This is a genomic window from Robiginitomaculum antarcticum DSM 21748, from assembly GCF_000365025.1.
GTDB classification, from domain to species: domain Bacteria; phylum Pseudomonadota; class Alphaproteobacteria; order Caulobacterales; family Maricaulaceae; genus Robiginitomaculum; species Robiginitomaculum antarcticum.
On record NZ_KB823011.1, the window covers coordinates 1134222 to 1154724 of the forward strand.

At 53.6% G+C, this 20503-nt stretch carries 15 protein-coding genes; 5 read left to right on the forward strand and 10 right to left on the reverse strand.

All coding sequences use genetic code 11. The features are described from left to right. The 3 genes from efp to H142_RS0105400 all read right to left on the reverse strand — a co-directional run bounded on the left by efp (nt 1) and on the right by H142_RS0105400 (nt 1359). Nucleotides 1-564 carry an elongation factor P gene (efp, locus tag H142_RS0105390; RefSeq protein ID WP_017931085.1) on the reverse strand — a complete coding sequence of 188 codons (564 nt, stop codon included), beginning with the start codon at nt 562-564 and terminating at the stop codon, nt 1-3. 93 nt (nt 565-657) lie between these two features. Continuing rightward, nucleotides 658-948 carry an HPr family phosphocarrier protein gene (locus H142_RS0105395; RefSeq protein ID WP_017931086.1) on the reverse strand — a complete coding sequence of 97 codons (291 nt, stop codon included), beginning with the start codon at nt 946-948 and terminating at the stop codon, nt 658-660. 6 nt (nt 949-954) lie between these two features. Continuing rightward, nucleotides 955-1359, reverse strand: a complete 405-nt coding sequence (locus tag H142_RS0105400) for a PTS sugar transporter subunit IIA (protein ID WP_017931087.1) — start codon at nt 1357-1359, stop codon at nt 955-957. A 116-nt stretch (nt 1360-1475) separates the two neighbouring features. Between H142_RS0105400 and H142_RS14475 the strand changes: the two genes are divergently transcribed. The 3 genes from H142_RS14475 (at nt 1476) to H142_RS0105415 (ending at nt 4228) form a co-directional block, all read left to right on the forward strand. Continuing rightward, nucleotides 1476-1691, forward strand: a complete 216-nt coding sequence (locus H142_RS14475) for a Trm112 family protein (RefSeq protein WP_017931088.1) — start codon at nt 1476-1478, stop codon at nt 1689-1691. Nucleotides 1692-1902: 211 nt separating this feature from the next. Further along, nucleotides 1903-2607 carry a response regulator transcription factor gene (locus tag H142_RS0105410; RefSeq protein WP_026147819.1) on the forward strand — a complete coding sequence of 235 codons (705 nt, stop codon included), beginning with the start codon at nt 1903-1905 and terminating at the stop codon, nt 2605-2607. Continuing rightward, nucleotides 2558-4228 (forward strand): stimulus-sensing domain-containing protein, encoded by a 1671-nt coding sequence (locus H142_RS0105415; RefSeq protein ID WP_083898939.1) that lies wholly within the window; start codon nt 2558-2560, stop codon nt 4226-4228. Before H142_RS0105410 ends, H142_RS0105415 begins: the two co-directional genes overlap by 50 nt. Here the strand turns inward: H142_RS0105415 and H142_RS0105420 are convergent. The 6 genes from H142_RS0105420 to H142_RS0105445 all read right to left on the reverse strand — a co-directional run bounded on the left by H142_RS0105420 (nt 4214) and on the right by H142_RS0105445 (nt 18306). Beyond that, complete coding sequence (locus H142_RS0105420) at nt 4214-5233, reverse strand: RluA family pseudouridine synthase (protein ID WP_017931091.1); 1020 nt, start codon at nt 5231-5233, stop codon at nt 4214-4216. The genes H142_RS0105415 and H142_RS0105420 overlap by 15 nt on opposite strands. A 71-nt stretch (nt 5234-5304) precedes the next feature. After that, nucleotides 5305-6468 carry a hypothetical protein gene (locus H142_RS0105425; protein ID WP_233341581.1) on the reverse strand — a complete coding sequence of 388 codons (1164 nt, stop codon included), beginning with the start codon at nt 6466-6468 and terminating at the stop codon, nt 5305-5307. After that, a complete protein-coding gene (locus H142_RS0105430) occupies nt 6452-6952 on the reverse strand; it encodes an ImmA/IrrE family metallo-endopeptidase (protein WP_017931093.1) in 501 nt (166 codons plus the stop codon). Before H142_RS0105430 ends, H142_RS0105425 begins: the two co-directional genes overlap by 17 nt. A 214-nt stretch (nt 6953-7166) precedes the next feature. Next, a complete protein-coding gene (clpB, locus tag H142_RS0105435) occupies nt 7167-9731 on the reverse strand; it encodes an ATP-dependent chaperone ClpB (protein WP_017931094.1) in 2565 nt (854 codons plus the stop codon). 147 nt (nt 9732-9878) lie between these two features. After that, nucleotides 9879-14693, reverse strand: coding sequence for an NAD-glutamate dehydrogenase (locus tag H142_RS14480; protein ID WP_017931095.1), 4815 nt, complete (start codon nt 14691-14693; stop codon nt 9879-9881). A 124-nt stretch (nt 14694-14817) separates the two neighbouring features. Beyond that, a complete protein-coding gene (locus H142_RS0105445; RefSeq protein ID WP_169331810.1) occupies nt 14818-18306 on the reverse strand; it encodes a mechanosensitive ion channel domain-containing protein in 3489 nt (1162 codons plus the stop codon). A gap of 288 nt (nt 18307-18594) precedes the next feature. Here H142_RS0105445 and H142_RS14485 point away from each other — a divergent pair, with 288 nt between their 5' ends. After that, nucleotides 18595-19437, forward strand: a complete 843-nt coding sequence (locus H142_RS14485; protein WP_033315021.1) for an SDR family oxidoreductase — start codon at nt 18595-18597, stop codon at nt 19435-19437. Nucleotides 19438-19497: 60 nt separating this feature from the next. Here the strand turns inward: H142_RS14485 and H142_RS14490 are convergent, their stop codons facing one another. Further along, complete coding sequence (locus H142_RS14490; protein WP_017931098.1) at nt 19498-19905, reverse strand: DUF1971 domain-containing protein; 408 nt, start codon at nt 19903-19905, stop codon at nt 19498-19500. Between the two features lie 170 nt (nt 19906-20075). Between H142_RS14490 and H142_RS17020 the strand changes: the two genes are divergently transcribed. Continuing rightward, nucleotides 20076-20405 (forward strand): hypothetical protein, encoded by a 330-nt coding sequence (locus tag H142_RS17020; RefSeq protein ID WP_017931099.1) that lies wholly within the window; start codon nt 20076-20078, stop codon nt 20403-20405. The last annotated feature ends 98 nt before the right edge of the window (nt 20406-20503 follow it).

Genomic DNA, 20503 nt, shown 5'->3' on the forward strand with positions numbered 1-20503 from the left:
TTAATCCGCGCGCTTAACATAGGCGCCATCGGCGGTCGTCACGACGATGCGCGTGCCTTCGGCGACAAATGGCGGAACGGAGGTGCGCACGCCGTTTTCTAAAATGGCGGGCTTGAAAGAATTGGCCGCGGTCTGACCTTTGACCACAGGCTCTGTTTCTGTAATTTCCAGCGTCACCTGCTCGGGAAGCTCAACGCCAATAGGGCGGTCTTCGTAAAACTCCAGCTGCACCTCCATACCGTCAGCCAGATATACGCAGGCGTCACCGATAAATTCGTCGCTAATAGAAATTTGTTCGTAATTTTCGCTATTCATAAAGACGCGCATTTCGCCTTCAGGATAAAGATAGCTATGCGGTTTTTGGTCAAGACGCACACGCTCGACAGTTTCAGAGGCGCGGAAGCGCTCATTAAGCTTGCGCCCGTCCAAAATATTTTTCAGCTCGACCTGATTAAACGCCCCGCCCTTGCCGGGCTTTACCGCATTGGCCTTTACAGCGACCCAGAGCGTGTCCTGATGCTTGATAATATTTCCGACACGGATTTCATTGCCGTTCATTTTCATGGCTGGGCCCTATGATGTAAGTAAGTTGGCGCGTCCTAACAGCGGCGGCGCTGCATCGCAATGCCCAAATCTCAGGCGCGGCGGGCGCGCCGCTCAATCCATTTCATCAAAGCCGTTTTGAACGAGTTTTGTTAAGGCCGTCAAAGCGGGTTTACCCTCAACGCCCGCAGCGCTGATGGTCAGATCTTCCCCGACGGCGCAGCCCAGCATTAAAAGCTCCATGATACTGTCGGCGATAACGGTCTCTGCGCCGCAATTATTATGACTGGTCACTTTGACAACGGCGTCGAATTGATTAGCCGTAGCTACGAATTTAGCCGAGGCCCGCGCGTGAAGCCCGCGTTTATTGACGAGTGTAACACGGGCTGTATACGGTGTGAACATTAGGCGCTATCCGTCTCCGGCCAAAACTTCGGACGCAATGGCGATATAGCGTATGCCCGCTTCTTTGGCTTTGACCGCCGCGTCAGCGAGGCTATGCGTGCGGCGTGCTTCGGCGAGTTTGATCATCATGGGCAGGTTCACGCCAGCGAGAACTTCGACCGCGCCAAGCTTGAGAAGCGATATGGCCAGATTTGACGGCGTGCCGCCAAACATATCGGTCAGCAAAATGACCCCGTCTCCTGTATCAACAGATTTCACGGCGGCGCGGATATCATCGCGGCGGCGCTCCATATCATCATCCGCGCCGATACAGACGGTATCCATGTGCTCCTGCGGCCCGACGACATGTTCAGCCGCGCGGCGTAATTCGATCGCCAGATTTCCGTGTGTGACGATAACAAGACCAATCACATATGACCCCTATGATAAAAACATGCCGAGCATGTTAGCTAACCGTTAAACCAAGAAAATAAGGTTTTGAAAACTGTTAATTGCGCTTTTTACCGCTCTGGCGTAAGCCCTGCCTTATGAGTGATGAAAATGACACAGTAAAACCCGATGATGATGACCCGCGCGAGATCGATCCGCGCCTGCTCGAAATCTTGATCTGCCCCAAGACGCGCGGCCCGCTGTCTTATGACCGCGCCCGCTGTGAATTGGTCAGTAAGCGCGCCAAGCTGGCCTATCCGATCCGCCGCGGCGTGCCGATCATGCTGCCGGATGAGGCGCGCAAACTTGACTGATCCGGCGACTCATAGCCTGTCATAACCACACGGACGGCTCTGGCTATTGAGCAGGCGCGCATCACGGCGCAATAAAAATGCCCGAATTAAGGCAATATTTGTCATAAAAGCGCCCTATCCCTACCTTACTACATCATTACGAAATTAAGGCAGACCCGCTTGGCAAGATTAGCGCGGCGGGTTAGCGTGAACCAGGTTGGAGGCTAAAATTATGACATCGATCGCGCTTGTGGATGACGACGAAAATATTCTGACATCCGTATCTATGTTTCTCGAAGGCGAAGGCTACGAGGTTCGAACCTATCATGAAGGCGTTTCCGCGCTCAAAGCGCTCACACGAAATCCGCCGGATATTGCTATTTTTGACGTGAAAATGCCGCAAATGGACGGGCTGGAACTTTTGCGCCGTCTGCGCCAGTCCAGCAATTTACCAGTCATATTTCTCACCTCCAAAGACGACGAATTTGACGAGGCTATCGGCCTGAATATGGGCGCAGACGACTATATCACCAAGCCGTTCAGCCAGCGTTTGCTCGGGGAGCGTATTAAAGCCGTGCTGCGCCGCGCCAAGCTTACCAATGTTGAAATGCCGACGCCGCAAGAAGGCGACGATAAAGTCATCCGCCGTTCTAAACTTGTGCTCGACCCCAACCGCCACGCCTGTAGCTGGGATGGAGAGCCGGTAAAACTCACCGTCACAGAATTTCTCATTTTGCATGCTTTGGCTCTGCGGCCCGGCTATGTGAAATCGCGCGATCAGCTGATGGACGCGGCTTATGACGACCAGATTTATGTCGATGACCGCACAATTGACAGCCATATAAAACGCCTGCGCAAAAAGTTCCGCAAGACGGATAAGAGTTTCGATGGTATCGAAACGCTATATGGCGTCGGATATAAATATAAAGAAGCCTAGCAAAGCGCCCGCTTTAACGGTCCGCGGCCCGCGCAGACGCCTGCGCGCGCTGGGCTTGTCGGCGCTGGCCCGCGCTATATTTCTGTCCAATATGGTCGGGTTGCTGATCCTGCTGATTGGCGCGCTGACCCTGAACGAAGTGCGCGCGGGCCTTATTCAGACCAAATTGCAGAGCCTTTATAGTCAGTCCGAACTCATCACGTCCGTGTTGGCCAACGAAGCCACAGGCACCGGGCCGATCCCGACGCTCAATGTTCAGGATGCGCGGCAAGTGCTGCGGCTTGTCGATTGGCCCGATGGGACGCGCGTTCAGCTATACGACTACGAAGGTATATTGATCGCCGACAGCGCCGCTCTCGGCACAGGCGTTGAAGACTTGCCGATGAACCCGCCCCAAATAGCACAAAATTTATCCATGATGGAGCGCATAGAAAGCGGCGCGCAATCTTTGGTGCGGGCCATTCCCAGCGTCAAACGCCGCCGCGCGCTGTTAAAACGCGATTTGAACGAAGATATACGCTCGGCCCTGTTAGGTGAGCCGGTGGCGGGGGAGCGCTATGATGAAGGCGAGCTGATTGCTGTGGTCAATTACCCGGTCAAACGGGTGCAGGCCGTGGTCGGCGTGCTGACGATGGAGACGCGCGATCTGCAGGCCATTGTCGATGCCGAGCGGGCCTCACTCGCGCCCATCGCGCTACTGGCTCTCATCACCGCATTATTGTCGTCGCTTGCGCTGACATTGTTCATCGCCCTGCCTGTGCGGCGTCTGGCCCGCGCGGCCCAGATCGTCACGCGCTCATCCGATAATCGCGGTGCGATCCCCGACCTGTCGGGGCGGCAGGACGAAATTGGCGATCTATCGATTACGCTGCGTGAAATGACGGACGGCCTGTATAACCGGATTAACGATATTGCCAATTTTGCCGCCGATGTCGCCCATGAGATTAAAAACCCGCTCACCAGCCTGCGCAGCGCGACGGAAACATTATCCAGCGCCAAGACCAAAGCGCAGCGCGATAAAATGGTCAGTATTATTCAAAGTGACGTTATGCGTATGGACCGTCTCATTACGGATATCGCCAAAGCGTCCCGTATGGACGCCGAACTGGCGCGCGAGTCGGATGGTCCTGTCGAGATTGAAAAAATGCTGGAAAATATGGCGCAGCTTTATGATCAAACGGCGCAAAGCGACCGCCCGACTGTGCGTTATCTGTCGGCTGACAATGCGGCCGGAGAACCGATTATTATTTCCGGGGTTGCCGAAGCGCTGGGACAAGTCGTGCGCAATTTGATCGATAATGCGCTGACTTTTTCGCCTCCGGGCGGACATGTGCGCTTGCGCGTGCGGCGCGGCGCGGGCGAGCACGCCGAGATGGCGGTTATAACAGTTGATGATGACGGGCCTGGCATACCGCCGGATAATCTGGATAATATCTTTGAGCGTTTTTATACGCAGCGCGCTAAGGGCCAAGCCTTCGGCGCCCATTCCGGACTCGGCCTGGCGATTTGCAGGCAGATTGTTCGCGCGCATCGCGGAGAGATATACGCCGAAAACCGCGGCCATGAGGGCGCTGTCAGCGGCGCTAAATTTACCGTATTATTGCCGCTATATCGCGAGTAGCCGCGCTTCCAGTCCAGCGAGATCTTTTGGCAGTTCGCTGGTAAATGAGAGCTTTTCTTGGGTTACGGGATGGATAAAGCCGAGCGTGCGGGCATGAAGCGCCTGGCGTTTTAGCCCGCCGAGGATCTCTTCGCTGCCGACAAACCCCCGGCCCTTGCCGTAAACCGGATCGCCGAGAAGCGGACAGCCAATATGGCCCATATGCACGCGGATTTGGTGCGTGCGGCCCGTCTCCAAACGGCAAATCACCTTGGAGACCAGCGGCGTGCCGAGCGCGGCGCGCGGCTGCTGCCCGTAGGTCTCAACCGTCTCATAATTCGTCACAGCCTGTTTGCCGTGCTCGCTCTCGGGCAGCTCGCCGTAACGGCGGATTTGCTCCGCGCTGCGCATTTGAATGACGGCCATTTTTTTGCGGTCGCCTTTGGAGCGCGCAATACGGGTGTCAACTTGGCCACGGCGCGGCTTGGGCGCGCTGCGCACGAAACAGACATATTCGCGTTCGGCTGTTTTTTTTGCAAATTGCTTGGACAGGCCCTGATGGGCGTCATTGGATTTCGCGACAACCAGCAAGCCGGATGTGTCTTTGTCAATGCGGTGGACGATACCCGGCCGCGCAACTCCGCCAATGCCCGACAGCGTTCCCGCACAGTGATGCAGCAGCGCATTGACCAATGTGCCGTGATAAAGTCCGGGCGCGGGATGCACCGTCATGCCCGACGGCTTATCCACGACGAGCAGATCATCATCTTCATAGACAATGGTGATCGGGATGTTTTCCGGCTCGGGGATGTCTTTGGCAGGGGGGGGCAGGTCGACGATATATTCGCCTTCTTCGAGTATCGCCGCGCGCGGTTTGGTCTCGACTGTGCCGTTTACGCTGACACGGCCATCGGTCAGCACAGCTTTGACGCGGGCCCGCGACAGCCCTGTCCACGTGGCCAGCCATTTATCCAGCCGCTGTCCGGTATCTTCGAAATGCGCCGTCTTTATCAATTTTTCGCTCATGGTGCGGTATAATACGCAAGGGGATAAAGACAAGCTTGAACTCGCTTAGACATAGATTTATCAAATATCAATTATAGTTTTTTAAACTTATCTGAGAACAAAGCTTTCATTTGTTTTCGATCAATTATTTTTGTTTCGACATGATCGTCTGGGGGGGATAAATCGTTTTGGATTTTGAGTTTTTCTTTCTCTAACTTCCAAACTTGAAATCTTTGATATATTTTCTTCTCATATTCTTGTGGAATATCTGCATACTGAATGTCCTTGCAGTTATATATAAAAGGTCTGAATAAAATATTTTTTTCGTCATTAAAGAAAAGTGTAACGTATTCTCTGACATCAAATAAACTGCAACTTTCTTGAGTTCCCAATAATTTATTTTCTGCCTTAACAAGTTCATCATCTGGAGAAGAAGTATCGATCCAAAAAATCGGATATGGTGAACCGCCCAAGACGCCTTTTAAATTTTCCTTTCCATGATATTTTAATCCAATTTCAGCGATGGGTTTGCCATCGTAATCAATTTTTGAAAGAAAATATGCGATTTCCATAGATACTGGAAAACGATGAGCAGTTGCGTAAGCGGATAATCTAAATCCAGTATCGACCGCAGGGCCTATGTAGTCTTTCACATAATCGCTTTTTGAGTTGTTCTCTTGCGCTTCGTACCATTCATTCAAACGATAATATTGGCCATATTGGCCCGCATGCTCGCTTAAATCTGGAGTTGCGTCTGATAAATCACTCCAAAAAGCCACTTCATGATTTCCTATTGGAAAGCCCGCCATCCAAGCTGTAGCCTTTAAGTCCAATCGCGATTTTGTATCCCGTAAAAAGCGTCTGTAACTAAGCAGAGCATGTCTCCAAGCATACAATGCTGTCGCAATCTGCCCAGGATGTACTATCTCAAGAACATAGATTAATTCATCACCATTTATCTTCCATAAACTTGGATTTGGTTGTTTGTCGTTAGGCCAGCGAGGCTCGGCTATACCATCATCAGTAAAAGCGTGGCGCCATGCTTCGGCAAACATAACTTCAAAGCCAGAATAGAAGTCAATTAGGGCTTTGAACCAAATTGAACTCGTTGCTTCGAATGACTTTTCTGATTCTGGATTATATTTGAGAGCGTTCTCATCATGTTTCAGTTTTGTTGATCCTATCAGATCAACACTTAAAAACATTTTTAAAGATGGCCTTAAAAACTTCGGTAATTCATTAAGGCTTGAGTTCAATTTCAAGTACCTTTGCACGAGTTTCAGCTGCTTTCAGGGAAACCGCAAAGTGTTTAGCCATTTGTTCAATAGAGTTACTTTTTCTCTTAGCTACTTTCTTAAACTCATCTTCAGGCATCAAAAACGCAGCTGCAAACCAATTTGCCTCCCACTCGGGTCGATCTGATCCATATCTACTTGCCCGCAGACAAAACTTTTCGCGGCCCTTTACTTGCAATGGCCATAAGTAATGTAGAACGTAGTGCCCAAGTTCATGGGCTATAGTAAATCGATCTCTTATTTCGGAAGTGTCTTCAGGAATAAAAATGGTAAAATCATTATGATCGATAACATCTAAAGACCCCGCTTCTTGAGAGCCTTCTGCCCAAAAATTTTTCAGTATTATTTTACCGCCCAAACTCTCTACAATTCGAACTATATCTCCACCTATGGTATATCCATAATGTTTAGCAGCATTTTCAGCAATCCGAAATACAGAATTCATGTCCAGATTGGTAGGCTGCGGGGGTTCGAAAGTATCAGAATGTACTGAATTCACCATATTTTAAGTCAACCGATTCTATCTCAAGTGTCAATAGCCTTCATTGCTTAATACAATGTTAGCTTAGCCATATAAATTTTAGGTGTACGAGATGCCCCACACTCAACGCGCGTTAGCGTGTACAAAAGAGTGCAAAGTACGTCAAGGCACAAATTGATCACGTAAATATGAGTTTCCCGCTTTTAAGGTCAATTTTAATCGCCGAACCGTCCGGCAGATCGCCTGCGAGCAGTTGCGCAGCCAGTGGATCCTGCACCTGTTTCTGGATCACGCGTTTGAGCGGACGTGCGCCATATGACGGATCATAGCCGCGCTCGCCAATCCAGTTTCGCGCCGCGTCGGACAGCGTAATCGTGATGCGACGGTCTGACAGCCAGCCTTGCAGACGCTTCATCTGAATATCGACAATCGCGCCCATATGCTCGGGCTTTAACCGCTCAAACAATAGCGTCTCGTCGACACGGTTTAAAAACTCCGGACGGAAATGCGCGCCCAGCTCGGCCATCACGCCGATGCGGGCTTTCTCCACGGACTCGCCGTCCCCCAGATTAAGCAGGTGCTGCGCGCCGATATTAGACGTCATCACGATCAGCGTATTGCGGAAATCCACTGTGCGGCCTTGGCCATCGGTCAGGCGTCCATCATCGAGCACCTGCAACAGGATATTAAACACATCCTTATGCGCTTTTTCGATCTCGTCGAACAAAACAACCTGATAGGGACGGCGGCGCACGGACTCGGTCAGCGCCCCGCCTTCATCATAGCCGACATAGCCGGGCGGCGCGCCGATCAGACGCGATACGGCGTGCCGCTCCATATATTCGCTCATATCGATACGGGTAATTGCCGCGTCATCGTCAAACATAAATTCAGCCAGCGCTTTGGTTAGCTCGGTTTTCCCCACGCCTGTCGGGCCAAGGAAGATAAAGCTGCCGATCGGCCGGGCCGGATCTTTCAGACCCGCGCGCGCGCGCCGTACAGCGTCGGATACGGCCTTGACCGCCTCGCTCTGCCCGACCACGCGCTTGGCCAGATAGCTTTCCATATCCAGCAGTTTTTCGCGCTCGCCTTCGAGCATTTTTTCCACCGGAATACCGGTCCAGCGCGCAACAACCCCCGCGACCTGCTCGGCCGTGACAGTCTCCATCTCGCTGCCATCTTCCTGCGCGGCTTCGGCTAATTTGAGGTGCTCTTCCAGCGCGGGAATGTCTTCGTGCTGTAGACGGCCTGCGCGCTCATAATCGCCTTGGCGCACGGCTTCGGCAAGTTTGCTGCGCGCCTGATCAAGCTGATCCTTGGTCTCCGCTGCGTCGGCTAATTTGGCTTTCTCCGCCTGCCACGCAGCCGTCATATCCGCGCTCTGGCTTCCCAGGTCGGACAGTTCGCCGGACAGCTTTTCAAGGCGGTCTTTGGAGGCTTTGTCTTTTTCCTTGCGCAGGGCCTGCTCTTCGATGCGAAGCTGCACAATGCGGCGGTCAATTTCGTCCAGCGCTTCGGGCTTGCTGTCCACTTGCATGCGCAGGCGGCTGGCGGCTTCGTCCATCAGGTCGATAGCTTTATCGGGTAAAAACCGGTCAGTGATATACCGGTGTGACAGAGTTGCCGCCGCAACGATCGCCGCGTCGGAAATACGAATGCCGTGATGAACTTCATATTTATCTTTTAATCCGCGCAGGATCGATACGGTGTCTTCGACGCTCGGCTCGTTGACGAATACAGTCAGAAAGCGCCGCGCCAAAGCCGCATCTTTTTCCAGATGTTTGCGGTATTCATCCAATGTGGTTGCGCCAACGCAATGCAGCTCCCCGCGCGCGAGCGCAGGTTTTAAAAGATTGGCTGCGTCCATTGCGCCGTCACCTTTACCGGCGCCCACCAAAGTGTGGATTTCGTCGATAAACAAAATGATCTGCCCGTCAGCGGCTTCAACTTCTTTTAGAACGGCTTTGAGACGCTCTTCGAACTCGCCGCGATATTTCGCGCCCGCAATCAGCGATCCCATATCCAGTGCCAGCAGGCGCTTGCCCTGAATAGACTCCGGCACATCGCCATTAATAATACGCAAAGCGAGACCTTCGGCGATGGCGGTTTTCCCGACGCCCGGCTCCCCGATCAGCAGAGGATTATTTTTTGTGCGGCGGGTCAGAACCTGAAGCGTGCGGCGGATCTCTTCGTCGCGGCCAATGACCGGATCAAGCTTGCCGTCACGCGCGGCCTGAGTCAGATCACGGGCATATTTCGCCAGCGCCTCATAACCGTCTTCGGCATTTTCACTGTCCACTTTACGCCCCTGTCGTAGATTTTTAATCGCTTCACCCAAGGCCGCCGGCGTCACGCCGGCCTCTTTCAGCACGGCGTTAATCTCTTTATCGCCCGTTAGCGCGAGCAAAAGCCGCTCGGCGGAGACGAAACTGTCACCTGCATCCTTGGCAGCCTTTTCGGCATTCGCCAGCACCTTGCCTGCCGGCGCGCTCATGATCAGGCGGTCTGCACCGCCGCCGTCCACACCGGGAAGTTTCTCAAGCAGGCCCGCTGCGCCCGCAGCCGCTTTGAGGCTATCTCCGCCTGCCGCGGCAATCAAATTGCTCGCTAGCTTTTCTTTTTCCTCCAGCAGGGCCGCAAATAAATGGGCGGGCACCAGCTGTTGGTGGTTATTTTGAAGCGCAAGCGCCTGGGCCGCTTGCACAATGGCGCGCACGCGGGCTGTCATTTTTTCCGGATTCATACATCCCTCCTTGGTCGCCCCTTAGGGGCTCATCAATATCTGACTCAAAGATAGGAATTTATTCCGTAGAGGCAAGGGGTGGAATTATGCGTCGCTTTGCGATACCGGATTTCGCTGGCGCTCTATCCGGCAGGCGTAAGCCCTCGATTATCCCACCGATAATTCCTGTAATTGTGCCACCGCAAGCGCAAATTTAGCCAGTGTCCAGCCGCCGGCGCCGGAGAGGCGCATATAGGCGGAATCGTAAGCTTTTACGCTGGCGAGATGATCTTTCAGCCACGGATCAATAACATTGCGGGCCGGAACGTTGGCTTTGCCGCCGCGCGTTTTATGTGCGCGGGCAGCCAATAAGGCGAGCTGTCCCTGAACGGCGTAAAAGTCTTCGGTAATACGGCGCAAAGCGAGGCGATCCCAATGATCTTTAGGTGTCAGGCGTATGGCCGCATTGCGCAGACGGTCAATTTTAAACCGCCCGCCAATATCGTAAAACAGCTCTGCGGCAGGTTTCAGGTCCCATCCGGTTTCGCTGGCAAAGGCGACAACATCAAAGCCCGATGCGTAACTGCGCAAAAGGGCGGCGCGTTCGGCCAGCTCTTGCGGTATGCCCTGTTTGGTAAAGCGCGAGACGCGGCCTTGTGCGCGTTTACGGTCATAGGAGCTGAGCAGGTTAAGCCAGTCACTGTCCAAATCGGCCAGCGCGTTTTTGCGCGGCGTCAAGCGCGGCTCGATCTCTCCGCTCTCATAACGGCGCACGATCCAGCCGGTAATACGGGAAATGACGCGGGCGAGCTCGGCCAAAACGTCATATTGCGCGCTGGCAGACACGACATTATCCAGCGCGGCAATTTCGCGGCGCAAATTCGGCCCGTCCAGCGCGGCATAAGCGATAATAAAGGCGCTGGAAATATCAGACACTATCCCATTTGTATGCTCTGCCGCGCGCATCATAAAGAGCGGCCCGCCGACATCGACAATTAAATTGGCCAGACGCGAGCCGATAATCTCACCGCGCAGGCGGTGGGTTTCCATGGCCTTGTCAAATTTGCTCAAAGCGGGCGGAAAATAATCCTGTAATAATTTGTGCAAATAGGGATCAGACGTCAAACCGCTGGCCATTAAATCATCAAATAATTTGATCTTGGCATAAGCCAGCAATACGGCCAGTTCAGGACGATACAGACCGCGATCTTCGGCTTCCCGGGCGCGCATTTCCGCCGTACTCGGCAGACCTTCAACTATGCGGTCCAGGCGCCCGCCGCGTTCCAGCAAGCTCATAAACCGCTCATAGGCATTATGATCATTTACTGCCGTAAGCTGCGCCCGCGACAAGGCCCCCGTCTGATCATAATTATGAGCCAGGACAAGGCGCGCCACATCATCGGTCATACTCTCCAGCAGCGCGTTACGGTCAGCCTTTTTGAGCGCGCCTTGTTCTATCGCGCCGCCCAGAAGGATTTTGATATTCACCTCATGATCAGAGCTGTCCACGCCTGCGCTATTATCAATAGCGTCGGTATTGATGCGTCCGCCGGATCGGGCAAATTCAATACGTCCCGCCTGGGTTACGCCCAAATTGGCGCCTTCGCCGACAACTTTCGCGCTCACGTCGCAGCCTGTGACGCGTACGGGATCATTGGCTTTGTCACCGACCTGTAAATCGGATTCGAGACTGGAGCGGATATAGGTCCCGATCCCGCCAAACCAGAGCAGTTCACACTGGGTTTTCAATAGCGCATGGATCAGCTCATTGGGGGTGACTTCATTGCGGGACAGCCCCGTCAGGGCTTTGATTTGTGGCGTTAACGCTATGGACTTTTCCGCGCGTGAGAAGACGCCGCCGCCTTTGGAAATGAGTTCGGCATTATAATCCTGCCAGGTCGAACGCGGCAGAGCAAACAGGCGCGCGCGTTCGGCAAAACTGCTTTGCGCGTCAGGGGTCGGATCGATGAAAATATCAAGATGATTAAACGCGGCGAGAAGTTGAATATGAGGCGAGAGCAACATGCCATTGCCAAAAACATCGCCTGACATATCACCGACGCCGATAACGGTGAAATCCTCATTCTGGATATCTTTGCCCATTTCACGGAAATGTCGTTTGACCGCTTCCCAACCGCCGCGCGCGGTAATACCCATTTTTTTATGGTCATAGCCGACCGATCCGCCGGACGCGAAAGCGTCCGCCAGCCAGAAGCCTTTGTCCATGGCGATGCCGTTGGCGATATCGGAAAATGTTGCCGTGCCTTTATCGGCTGCCACGACCAAATACGGATCGGACGCGTCCCAGCACAGAACGTCCTGGGGCGGTACAATATCCGTTCCGACATAATTATCAGTGATATCAAGAAGCCCGGAAATAAAGATCGTATAGGCGGCAATGCCTTCTTCCATAATTGCATTACGGTCCCCGCCAATTGGCAGGTCTTTAGGATAGAACCCGCCTTTGGACCCGACCGGAACGATGACCGCATTTTTGACCTGCTGGGCTTTGACAAGGCCCAGCACTTCGGTGCGGTAATCGTCACGGCGGTCAGACCAGCGCAGCCCGCCGCGCGCGACAGGGCCGAAGCGTAAATGCAGGCCTTCAACGCGCGGTGACCAAACAAAGATTTCACGGTAGGGCTTGGGATTGGGAAGGTCTTCGAGCTCACGGCTGGCGATTTTCAAGCTGATATAAGGACTCGGGGCTCCGTCATCATCGCGCTGATAGAAATTTGTGCGAAGCGTGTTTTGCAACAGATCTGACAGGCGGCGTAGGACGCGGTCATAATCCAGCGATTGGACTGTATCGAGCGCGGACGTGATTTTAGCGACGATGGCAGTAGCGGCCTCAGCCCGCGCGCCCATATCCGCAAACATTTTCGGATCAAACCGCGTTTCAAATAGCGCAAATAACAGACGCGCTATATCACCATGCGCGGTCAGGGCCGCAATCTGTACGGTTTCCGATGGATCCATGCCGGATTGGGCGCGATATCGGCACATGGTGCGGATGACCGCAACATCACGCCATGACAGGCCAAGGCGCATGATCAGCGCGTTAAAACGATCATTATCCGTATGCCCTGATAAAACAGCAAGAACGCCGTCTTCAAACAGTGTCCCGTCGGCGGTCTCAGCGCCTTCGGGCAAGCGGATCTCAAAGTCATGTATCCAGATACGCCTCTCGCCGGAGAGAATTTCGTAGCCGGTTTCCTGCACAATATAGAGACCGAGATGATCAAAAATCGGCATGACTCCCGACGGCTCCAGCCGTAGTTCATAGCGGTAGAACTTTGCACGCAAAATACGCGGGTCATCACCGTTACGGCGATAAGCGCGGATCCGCATGGCGCCGGGAATTGTACCAAGTTTGTTGATCTCGACCAGATCGGTCAAGGCTACATCGATGGAGAAATTATCCTGATAATTGGACCGAAATCCTGAGGCGAAGCGGGCTGTAATCTTTGGATCCAGAACATCAGGCCGCGTTTCGGACAGCTCTAAAAGGCGCTGCTCCCAGGGCTGGGCAATCTGCGCAATCATACGCTCCAGCGTTTCGACATCAGGCTCGGGATGATTATAAGGCGTGACGCCGATAATAAAGTGAACGCGCGCGACAGGCTCGTCCGCATAGCGCGGGTAAAATGCCGAGACCCGCCCGCCATAAGCATCTTTAAGCACCTGTCCAATGCGGCGACGCAGGATGGTATTATATTGCTCACGCGGGACGAAGACCAAGGCGCTTATAAATCTGTCAAACGGATCGCGGCGGATAAAAAGCTTACTGCGCGGACGGTCTAGAACACTTACGATTCCGATTGAAATCCGTAATAGATCGTCTTCGCGGATCTGGAACAGTTCATCACGCGGATAGGTCGCCAGCACATAATCGAGGCTTTTGGCGTTGTGACTGCCGGGAAGAACCTGGGCGCGGGCGCGTACATTTGCCAGCTTTTCGCGAAGAAGCGGGACTTGGTCCGGAGGCAGGTTATAAGCAGCGGCGGTAAACAGCCCGATAAAGCGGGTCTCGCCGACCACTTCGCCGTCATCGGCATAATGTTTGACGCTGATATAATCGAGGCGAACGCGGCGGTGTACGCGCGATGCCAAATTAGATTTCGCTATCACAACCGGATCATATTCTGTCAGAATAACACCTGACTTTGTCACCTGTGTCGGCTCGCTCGCATTGCGTAAAACCTGCAGGTTCTCGTCGCGGAGCAGACCCAGATTCGACTCGCTGATAATGTCCGGTTCAGTATTGCCGGCTTCATCCGTAAGAATATGTGTATAATCAAACCGGCGCGCGCCCATGAGCACAAAATTACCGTTATAAAGCCAGCGCAGAAATTCCCGTGCTTCACCGTTTTTAAGATTGTCCAGACGGGCCAAATCCTGTTCCGCGGCATGGAGAGCAGCACGCATGGGCACAAAATCAGCCACGACTTTTGAGACATCACCGAGCGTTTCAGTCAAACCGGTTTTGGCGCGCTTGGCCGCCTGCGGTGTTAGGCGAGGGGTTACGATAACCATGTAACTTTCGGTTTTGCCTTCACCTTTACGGGCGCGTTTGCCGGATTTATCGCGGGCGGGTGATAGGATCGGATGGATTAGCGCGTCCATGGTTGTGGCTTGAGCGGCGAGCTCGCCGGTAATAGAGGCAACAAGGAAAGGCTTGTCATCGGTGACAACGGCAAAGGCGCTACACTCGGCAGGTAGCGCGCTGACAGCAACGGAAGTTATAAGAGTTTCGCCGCGCATCCGGACCGCGCTGGCTTTGAAAATTTCCGACAAAAGTGCGCCAAAGGCGGCGGGCGTCATATCCAAGCGTTCGGATTTGGCACCCTCCAGCATTGCGGCCGCAAAATCCAGCGCGGCAGCCTTCGGAGTCAAACCCTTCATTTCCGGCAAAGCCAGAAGATCGGATGCCGCGATATCCATAAGCGGTGTGACAGGTCGCGGCGGCGTATATTCGGTCATGTGATAACCTCTATCGAGACAATAAGCCCATTTATATTATTATAATTGCTATAGTATTATTTTATGCGGTTTTAGCCCCGATTTGATGCCTTTTGCAGGAAATATCTCACGCTTCGATATCATATCATGCCGGTTTGGGCTTGGCGCCTGTTTTAGACTCATCCTGCTCCGGCGCAGGGAGTCGCTGCGCGCTGCCAAAATCAATATTTGAACTCATAAGATGCAAATCGCGCTGCGGGAACGGAATGGTAATTCCGGCTTTCGCTAAGGCGTCATTGAGCGCCATATGCAGTTCATGTGTCATCGGCACCCGCAGATCAAAACTGGGAAGGTAAACCCGGACTTCAAAATCTAAAGAGCTGTCACCAAAACCCATAAATAAAACCTTGGGCTCGGGCGTTTTGAGAACATTAGAATTGGCTTTGGCAGTTTCGAGCATAACTTTGTGGGCGTGTGTGGTATCGGAACCATAAGCGATGCCGACTTTGACCGCGAGGCGCGTCATGGAGGTTGTCAGCGTCCAGTTTGTCACCCGCCCGGTGATCAGTTCTTTATTCGGGATAACAATTTCCAAATTATCCAGATTAGTGAGTGTTGTTGCGCGGATTTGAATGCGCGAAACCGTTCCGCTCTGATCTCCAATCGTGACGTAATCGCCAATACGCACCGGGCGTTCAAACAGGATAATCAGGCCGGATATGAAATTGGCAATAATTTCCTGCAAACCGAAACCGATACCGACAGACAGACCCCCGACGATCCATTTCATACTGCTCCATTGCAGACCCAATTTGTTAAATGCAAACAGGAAGCCGATGATGATAATGATATAGCCCATAACGGTGGTGATGGCGTAGCGGCTGCTTTCCTTCAGACCTGTGCGTTGCAGCACGAACAGTTCGAGCAATCCGGGCAGATTGCGGACCGCAATGATGGTCAAAATAGTGAAGGCGATGGCCTGTATAATGCTCCATAAGGTCAGAACCGTCTCGATCTCGCTCCCGTCTACTCCAATGTTTCCGGTTTTGAAGCGATGCAGCTCGATTGTATCAAATATGGTCAGCGCCGGCAGAAGACTGGCCCAAAGCACATATACCATAACGCTCGCGCCGATCAGAATGGCCAGGTTTAGAAGTTGACTGGATTGGCGGGACATCTGTTCAATATCGATTGTCTCGTAATCGACAGGCGCGGTCGCAGGAGCGTCCTCGCCGCGCTCTTCAGCCTCCTGACGCTCCTTGCGCTCTTTCTCAGCCTTTTTGCGCAGTTCCATGAGCTGGGCCAATTTGGCGCGGCGCTGCGCAATGGTCAGGCTGCGGCGTGACAAACCATACATCAGATAGGCAAAAATCGCGACGGCAGCGGTCAGTAATATCCGGCCCTGCACTTCCAAAGCGGTCGCAAAATAACCGGAAATGGCAAGAGCGGTAATAATCAGCGGTAGCAAAAGCGCAGCGCCGAAAAGGACTTTGCGGTATCTAGCGACAATGCCGTCGCGGCGTAGCAAATTATCATAAGTCATCTGCCGGGCCAGCAAGATACGGTAAGCCAGCCACGCCATTGAAAGGGTCGCAATGATAAAGCCTAAAACGCCCAGCGCCGCTGTCGAGGCTTCCCCGTCAACGCTGACGCAGGTTACAACCAGTAAGGCGGAAATGGCCTGTAGCGGCGTAAACCACCTCAGGTTCCGCCGCAGCCTGCGGGTCAAAGCCGGTTTGACTTTGAAATGTTTTTCTAACAGCGCGCCTTCGCGGGCCCAATTGCGCAAAGATTCCAGTCCCAAGACCAAAAGACCCACAGCCAAGAGCGCCTGGCCCGCCAGAGGCGCAAATCCGAAATCCCCGCTATTAATCAGTAATATTGCGACGATGAGACAGGGCAGGGCTATGCGCAGCGCAGCAACCGCGCCGGATAAAATCGCAATCGGAGTAAAGCTATATTGATCAGTCTGAACACGGCCAATATGGGGCGCCATCTGGGTCACGCGTTTGCGAAGCTTGGGACGCACCAGCAAGGTTAATATGGTCAAAATAGTCAGAAATAGAGTTAGAAACGGATTTCTGTAAAGGCCGTCTTTAAGGCCGCCGGCAACTTCGTCGAAATTGTCTTTCGAAAACAGCCGCTGCGTTGAAACGACAAGCTCTTGCAAATAGGTCAAACTTATCGGCTCGGCGCTGGGGAGCCATATCAGCTTGGTCTCGAGTAATTTGACAAGACTATTTGTCTCATTAGCCAGCTCGGATTCCAGAGCATTAACTTCAGACAGCTCGCTGCTTTGCCGCACGGCGGCGCTGATCAACTCGGTTAACAGCACGCGCTGCTGTTTATAGAGCGCGCGGAGCTGAGTCTCATCCTCAGAAGTTAATGGCGCGCTGTCGGGATGCGTGCGTCTCCATTTGGCGTAAAGCCCGCTGACATTAATACCGCTTGCGGGGAAATCCTGTAGTCGATTTTGCGCCAAAACGCGCTGCATTGAAATATCCAGACGCAATTTAGACCGCGTGCTGACAGAATTTTTAAGCCGCCCGACTTCGGGGAGATTATCGCGCAATTGACGCAAGACGCCGCCATATTTGCGTCCGATATCTGACTCACCCAGGATAGACTCGGCCAGTTCACGGTCATTTGTGATCTGCCGCGTTTCGGCCTGCAGGCGTGAGCGCAAAACCGGTAAATTACCGCCAGCTGCCTCAATAGTTTTAAGCTGTTTGGCGAACACCAAATTGTCTCTGGCAAATTCCTGAACAAGGGGATGGGCAGTGCCGGCGGCGTCAACGGCGGCTTGTGCATTGACAATCCGCGCTTCAATCTCGCGGGCGCGAAACGCCCCTGTTTTTTGGCGCAAAGCCGTCAGTTCGCGGTCCGTAATGGCCAGCCGCAAGCGTATGAGCTGGCGCTCAAGCGGCAATATTTTCAGCCTCAACGGCGCGGCCTGTTCGCGTTGTAGAAGCGTTTCAATCTCCTGCTCCAGAGCGGCGCGGCGGACAAATGCGACAGCTTGGCGGGCCTCTTCGATCGGGTCGACACCATCGGTTGCAAAACCCGCGATGCGGTCATTGACCAGTCCCAGCTCGCCGCGCAAACGGTCACGCTCGGCCGCGCCCCCTGTAGACACTTTATTGGCCTCAGTGAGGCGCACTTCCAGCTCTTCCAATGCGCGGCGCAGACGTTCGGCATCCGCCTCAAGCTCGGCAATGCGTTGCTCATAACTCAGTAGGGCCTGTTCGCTCAGCTCTTGATCAGGAATATTTAGCGGCGCTTCCAGCTGCGTCTCAGCCTGATCAATCTCATCTTCCAGCTTCTGGATACGAGCCGCCGCATCTGTTCGCAATATTTTGCTTTCGGCAGCTTTGCTGCGCAACTCCGCAATGGTCTGGAACCGCGTCAGCGCGGCATTATAAAGCTCATTGGCTTCTTTGATCTGATCTTCGTTTAATCCTGCATTACTGCGCAGCGCAGTCTGCGCGGCGCGGATTGCGCTTTCTGTAGAGCTTGGCGGTAGCGGGGTCACTGATTCTACGGGCGTAATGCCGGATGTATCAGGGGTTTGCGCCATAACGGGCGCGGCGCTGATCAGGCTAATGCAGACCCAGATCATTATCAAAAATCGCATATAAACGGGCTTAAAGATCAGGCTCATAAGTCTGCCTAACACAAGACAAATGCTGCGCCAATGCGGCGCAGCTTTAAATGCGAGAAAATGATTACATGAACCGCAGAGTTCGTGCAGCGCATTAAGTACGGTCTGAATAATACTCTTCTGATAGATCACAGCTTAGCTTCTTTCATGCTGACGCCGCCTTATAGATGCCGCTTCCGGCTTGCAGAGCCATTATACAAAAGCGGCTATGGACATTATTTAACCCAGGTTGCAAAGGGCAGCACATTAGGGACATATCTCATGAACGAATTTAAAAATAAGACGGCGTTTATTACCGGCGCGGCGGGCGGCATTGGCCTGTCTTTGGCGCGTAAATTTCATGAGGCCGGCGCTAATGTGATGATGGCGGATATTAACGCCGGCGCGCTGGAGAAAGCCAAGGCGGATCTGGGCGGCGGGAGCCGTCTGGCGCGCATTGTCTGTGACGTCTCCAAACCAGACCAAGTTAAAGCCGCTGCCGATGCGACCCTCAAAGCTTTCGGCAAAGTCCATATTGTCGTCAATAATGCGGGCGTCGGCCTTGCGGGCCGCGCCGGCGATATCGCGCTGGAAGACTGGCGCTGGATTGTCGACATTAACCTGATGGGCGTGGTCTACGGCGTCGAAGCCTTTACGCCGCTGATCCGCGATAACGGTGAAGGCGGGCATATCCTCAACGTCGCCTCTATGGCCGGGCATTTTACGATGCCGGGGATGGCGCCTTATCATGCGACCAAATTTGCCGTGGTTGGCTATAGCGAAGCCTTGCGGCAGGAGCTCGCGCCGGACAATATTAATGTCACGACTTTGTGCCCGACATGGGTGAAAACCAATATTTATAACGCTGCGGCGAACCGCCCGACGGCGGCGAAAGACAGCAACAAGCCCGCATCTGTGACCGCAACGCAGCTTTACGCATTGACCAAAGGCCTCGTCGATAGCGGCATGTCGCCCGACACGCTGGCCGATTTGTGCCTGACCGCGCTCACGGCGCGGCGCGGCACAGTCTTTAATGACCCGGAGGCCCGCCCGGCCATTATGGCGCGCGCAAAAACCCTGCTCGCTGATTATGATGCCTGCCTTGATGATTTGGGTATGAGCTAACGAGAGATGTATGTGAAAGCACCCGCGCTTTGCGTATTTTAAGCGATATCACCTCACGTCTTACGGGCGTTTCTGCCCGGCTCGCCGGGGTCTATGATCTCGCTTAATATCAGGATCGTGATTGTAAAACTCGACCAGCATGCGCATCGCTCCAAGAGGCTCAACGAGATGCGGCTGGCCCGGCATAACGCGCCCGGGATGGGCAATATCAAGAACTGTCTCTGATACAGGATCCAGAATGCGGTATCGCAGACGCCCCTGTAATACGCGAATAATTCCCCAAACGCCTGCCTTGGTGCGATGCGTCTTCCGCAGCCCGGCGGGCAAAGTGTTTTCATCAAATATCGGCGTGCATTTATAGGGCTGCGGTAAGGGCGGGGGCGCTAAGCCGCCTTCATTCTCCCATCTGGAAAGAGATTGGCCGCGACTTTTGGGCGTCTGCGAAACCGGATTTGAATCATAAGTCATAGGGCCTTCTCCTCGTCGCTGTATTGAACCGCGTTTATCGCCGTATTCTGGTGAGTCTTATACACTATTTTAGTCCAAATTCTTTCATAAACAAAATAGAGTCTCAGCTTAGGTAAGTTTTTTCCGGCTTTTGATCGAGACTGCGGGCGCTAAGCGGCCTGTATGAAACGATGTCAACGCGCCCGTCTCCGCGCGACGCGATGTGGCCATGTTTTGGCCAGCGGTTTCATTTTTCTAGACGCGGGGTTATCGCCGCTGACGATACGCCCAAGCGCCGTTATGCGATGGCCCGTCGGGTGACCACATGCGCGCCGGGTTGGTCGGCGGCGGCGCGCCGCAAAAAAGCAGGAAGCCTGCGGGGCGGCAGCTCCGAAGGCTGCCAAAGAGTTTCTAGTGTTTACGAAGATGCCATCCCCGCAGCGATATCTCACGGCCGATACGCGGCTCTCGCTAAGGTCACAGTCCACAGCGCAGTCTGCTCCCAAACCCGTTTGATGTAAGCCATAACCCCACCTCGCCCGAATCCAATACCGTCTCGTGGCAGAAAAGAAACGTCTTCCCCGTCCTGACCAAAAGAACAGTTTAAACATAGGCGGTA

Coding starts and splice junctions, on each gene's coding strand:
- H142_RS17020 (WP_017931099.1), top strand. CDS start 20,076: ATGTCAACGCGCCCGTCTCCGCGCGACGCGATGTGGCCATGTTTTGGC.
- H142_RS0105410 (WP_026147819.1), top strand. CDS start 1,903: ATGACATCGATCGCGCTTGTGGATGACGACGAAAATATTCTGACATCC.
- H142_RS0105395 (WP_017931086.1), bottom strand. CDS start 948: ATGTTCACACCGTATACAGCCCGTGTTACACTCGTCAATAAACGCGGG.
- H142_RS14480 (WP_017931095.1), bottom strand. CDS start 14,693: ATGACCGAATATACGCCGCCGCGACCTGTCACACCGCTTATGGATATC.
- clpB (WP_017931094.1), bottom strand. CDS start 9,731: ATGAATCCGGAAAAAATGACAGCCCGCGTGCGCGCCATTGTGCAAGCG.
- efp (WP_017931085.1), bottom strand. CDS start 564: ATGAAAATGAACGGCAATGAAATCCGTGTCGGAAATATTATCAAGCAT.
- H142_RS0105415 (WP_083898939.1), top strand. CDS start 2,558: ATGGTATCGAAACGCTATATGGCGTCGGATATAAATATAAAGAAGCCT.
- H142_RS0105430 (WP_017931093.1), bottom strand. CDS start 6,952: ATGAATTCTGTATTTCGGATTGCTGAAAATGCTGCTAAACATTATGGA.
- H142_RS14490 (WP_017931098.1), bottom strand. CDS start 19,905: ATGACTTATGATTCAAATCCGGTTTCGCAGACGCCCAAAAGTCGCGGC.
- H142_RS14485 (WP_033315021.1), top strand. CDS start 18,595: ATGAACGAATTTAAAAATAAGACGGCGTTTATTACCGGCGCGGCGGGC.
- H142_RS0105420 (WP_017931091.1), bottom strand. CDS start 5,233: ATGAGCGAAAAATTGATAAAGACGGCGCATTTCGAAGATACCGGACAG.
- H142_RS14475 (WP_017931088.1), top strand. CDS start 1,476: ATGAGTGATGAAAATGACACAGTAAAACCCGATGATGATGACCCGCGC.
- H142_RS0105445 (WP_169331810.1), bottom strand. CDS start 18,306: ATGCGATTTTTGATAATGATCTGGGTCTGCATTAGCCTGATCAGCGCC.